At 61.9% G+C, this 4,065-nt stretch carries 3 protein-coding genes; 2 read left to right on the top strand and 1 reads right to left on the bottom strand.

The genetic code is table 11. The features are described 5' to 3' along the window. Positions 1 to 1,402 (top strand): multicopper oxidase family protein (locus tag WB402_RS00120; protein ID WP_424204581.1); only part of this gene is annotated, 1,402 nt, incomplete at its 5' end. Between the two features lie 151 nt (positions 1,403 to 1,553). Here WB402_RS00120 and WB402_RS00125 read toward each other — a convergent pair. After that, positions 1,554 to 2,270, bottom strand: coding sequence for an SDR family NAD(P)-dependent oxidoreductase (locus WB402_RS00125; RefSeq protein WP_424204583.1), 717 nt, complete (start codon positions 2,268 to 2,270; stop codon positions 1,554 to 1,556). 214 nt (positions 2,271 to 2,484) lie between these two features. Here WB402_RS00125 and WB402_RS00130 point away from each other — a divergent pair. Next, positions 2,485 to 4,065, top strand: a 1,581-nt coding sequence (locus WB402_RS00130; protein WP_424204585.1) for a monovalent cation:proton antiporter-2 (CPA2) family protein, incomplete at its 3' end; no start/stop codon positions are given.

Consider the following 4,065-nt stretch of genomic DNA (forward strand, 5'->3'; position numbering starts at 1 on the left):
GGACACCACCGTGCACTGCGGCCCGGACGCGGCGCACGGCCACTCCCACTGCCGGCCGTTCGTGCGCACGGTCGTGCATCTGCACGGCGGCCACGTGCCGGATCACAGCGACGGCTATCCCGAGGCCTGGTTCTCGCCGGGCTTCAAGGAACGCGGGCCGTTGTTCAGCCGCGAGGTCTACGATTACCCGAACGACCAGGAGGCGGCGACGCTCTGGTACCACGACCATGCGATGGGCATCACGCGCCTGAACGTGTACGCCGGGCTCGCGGGTTTTTACCTCCTGCGCGACGACAACGAGGCGCGTCTGCAACGCGACGGCGCGCTGCCGGATAGCGCTTATGAAATCCCGTTGATGATCCAGGATCGCGCATTCCGGCGTAATGGCTCACTCGCCTACACTGCCGATGTCGGCGAGGTGGAACAACGTCCCGAACGCAAGGAAATTCCGGGCGAAGCGTCGATGAATCTGCCGCGCGACCCGCTCACCGGCGCATTAAGCCCGTCGATTGAGCCGGAGTTTTTCGGCGACATGATCCTGGTCAATGGCAAGCTGTGGCCTGTCCTGGAGGTGGAGCCGCGCCACTATCGCTTCCGGTTGCTGAACGGCTCGAACGCGCGCTTCTACCATCTGTGGCTCGACTCGGGCCAGACCCTGCATCAGATTGGCAGCGACGGTGGACTGTTGCCAGCGCCGATCGCGCTCAAGGAGCTGACGCTCGCGCCGGCCGAACGCGCCGACATAATCGTGGATTTCTCCGGCCCGGCGCTCGCCGGCAAGACCATCATCATGCGCAACGACGCCAAGACGCCCTATCCGAACGGCGACGCCGTCGATACCGCCACCACCGGCCGCATCATGGCGTTCCGGGTCACGCGCCCGCGTTCGGCGGTTGCCGACGCACGCCTGCCGACGACGTTGCGCGCGCCGATCGCGACACCGCGCGCGGACAGCGAGCGCACGGTGTTGCTCGCCGAAATCGAGGATGAATACGGACGCGTGAAACCGATGCTCGGCACGCTCGAATCCGGTGCACTCGGCTGGGATGACCCGATCTCGGAGAATCCGCGCGCCGGCACAACCGAGGTGTGGCGCATCGTTAATGCCACCGCGGACGCGCACCCGGTGCACCTGCATCTGGTGCACTTCCGCGTATTCGACCGCCAACGCTTCGACCACGCTGAGTTCGTGCTCGGCAAACCCGATACCCTGAAGCTGACCGGTGCGCCGCAACCGGCGCATGTCAACGAAAGGGGATGGAAGGACACCGTGATCGCCAACCCGGGCGAAGTCACGCGCGTGATCGCAACCTTCGATCTGCCCGGCCTGTACGTGTGGCACTGCCACATCCTCGAACACGAGGACCACGAGATGATGCGGCCGTACCGCGTCGTGCCCTAGGGAAGCTCTGATTCAGTCTCCCATTCGCCCTGAGCTTGTCGAAGGGTGAACGGGAAATGCGGTAAATGTCAGGCGAATCGTCCGTTCATGGTTCGACAGGCTCACCACGAACGGACTTAATCAGAGCTTCCCTAGCCAAACAACTGCATGATCAGCTCCTCCCGTACACCGGCACCGCGGCGCCGGTTACCGAGCGCGCTTCATCCGACAACAGAAACGCGATGACGTGGGCAATATCTTCGGGCGCGACCCAGGTGGAAAAATCCGCCTTGGGCATGGACTCGCGGTTCTGCGGTGTGTCGATCGTTCCCGGCACGATGCAGTTGACGTTGATGCCGCGCGTCTTGAGCTCACCCGCCAGGCTTTCAGTAAGCCGTAACACCGCTGTCTTCGCGGCACTGTAGGCGGCGTAGTTGGGGCTGCCCTGAAACGCGTTGCGGCTCGCGACATTAATAATGCGCCCGCGCTGCGCCGACAGCATGTACGGAATCACGGCGCGGCAGGCGTTGAGCGCAGTGCGGACATTGACGTCATACATGAAATCCCATTCCGCGAGATCGGACTCGTGCACCGGCTTACCGCCGCGAAATCCACCGACGGTATTCACCAGCCCGTCGAGCCGCCCGAAGCGTTTGTGCGCCTCGGCCGCCATGGCGTTCACCGCTTTCGGGTCGGTCATGTCGACGTCGCCGGCGAGCCAATGCTGATCCGGCCCTTTCAGCTCGCCATAAGCTGCCTTCAAGTGCTCGACCGACCGCTCGACCAGGACCATCCTGGCTCCCTGTGCCTGCACGCACGCCGCCACGGCGCGGCCGAGATTGCCGGCCGCGCCCGTGATGATCATTACCTTGTCTTTCAAACCCGACATGCTTATTTGCTCCCGTTAATTCTGGAATCCACCATGCTAAATGGTTTCTTATTGTCTATCCATTGCGCAAAGGAAGCCATAAGGAAGCCATGCGGACGGAGGGGTAAATGAGACAGCCAGAGATTTCGCGTCAATCGCGCGGCAGGCTTGTCGGTCGCGCAGCGGTCAGGCAGCATGATCGTTCCTGCTCGCTGAATACCAAGGAAACTTTTTAATGAGCATGTCGTTGGTGCACGAAGCGGTCATGTTTCTCGCGGCGGCGGTTATCGCGGTACCGTTGTTCAAAAAACTCGGCATGGGCGCGGTACTGGGTTACCTCTTCGCCGGCGTGCTCATCGGGCCGTGGCTTTTCGGCTTCATCAGCGATGTTGACAACATTCTGCATTTTGCCGAGCTCGGCGTGGTCCTGCTGCTGTTCGTGATCGGGCTGGAACTGCGGCCGTCGCGCCTGTGGGAATTGCGCCGTCCCATCTTCGGTCTCGGAGGCGCGCAATTTATCGTTACCGGCGTGGTCCTGGGCGCCGCCGGCATGGCGCTGGGGCTGCCGGCCACGACCGCCTTCGTGGTCGGGCTGGTGCTGTCGCTTTCTTCCACCGCTTTCGCACTGCAAATCCTGGCGGAGCGAAAAAAACTCACCACCCATTACGGACGCGCGTCGTTCACGATACTGCTGCTGCAGGATATTGCCGCCATCCCCCTGCTCGCGCTGATTCCGTTGTTGGGCATCAGCGACCTCGACCAAGGGTGGAATTTACTTTCCGTCCTCAAGCCCGTGGCCATCGTTGTGGTCGTCATCGTCGGCGGCCGCTGGTTGTTGCGCCCGTTCCTGCGTCTGGCCGCCTCCGCCACGAGTCACGAGGTATTTATCGCCGCGGCCTTGCTGGTGGTGATAGGAACAGCGTTGTTGGTGCAATCGGCCGGTCTGTCCATGGCACTGGGGGCGTTTCTGGCGGGCGTGTTGCTGGCCGATTCGGAATACCGCCACGAACTGGAAGCCGATATCGAACCGTTCAAAGGCCTGCTGCTCGGACTGTTTTTCATGGCCGTGGGCATGACCATGAACCTGGGGCTGGTGGTCGACCGGCCACTCGCCGTGCTGGGGCTGGTCGTGGGACTGGTGGCCGTTAAATCGATGTTGCTCTACGGGCTGGGGCGCATGGCCAAACTGGGTCACGGCGCGGCGTTCAATCTGGCCCTGTATATTTCCCAGGGCGGTGAATTCGCCTTCGTTTTGTTCGGCGCGGCCGTGGGCGCGCAGGTACTGGACAAAACGGTGGCGGACCTGCTGATCGTGGTCGTATCGGTTTCCATGATGGTCACCCCCCTGCTCGTGACGTTGAATGAAAAGATCTTCAAGATCGGATGCGTCACGGAGAAGGTCAGAGAATTCGACAAAATCGAGGCGCGCGAGCACCGCGTCATCATCGCTGGGTTCGGCCGATTCGGTCAGATGATCGCACGCACGCTGCGCATGAAAAAAATCCCCTTCACCGTGCTGGAAGCGAGCTTCGAGCAAGTCGACTTCGTGCGCAAGTTCGGCAACAAGATTTACTTCGGCGACGCCTCGCGGCTCGATCTGCTGCGTGCCGCGCACGCCGAGTCGGCGGAGGTTTTCGTGCTGGCCATCGACGATATCGAGGCCTCGATCAAAACCGCGCTGATGGTCAAAAAACATTACCCGCACCTCAAGATCTACGCCCGTGCCCGCAACCGCATCCATGCCTACCGACTCATGGATATCGGCGTGGACAAGCAAATCCGTGAAACGCTGTTATCGAGCATTGAACTGGCGCGC

This window comes from Sulfuricaulis sp. (assembly GCF_049587675.1).
In the GTDB taxonomy this organism is placed as follows: Bacteria; Pseudomonadota; Gammaproteobacteria; order Acidiferrobacterales; family Sulfurifustaceae; genus Sulfuricaulis.

Coding starts and splice junctions, on each gene's coding strand:
- WB402_RS00125 (WP_424204583.1), bottom strand. CDS start 2,270: ATGTCGGGTTTGAAAGACAAGGTAATGATCATCACGGGCGCGGCCGGC.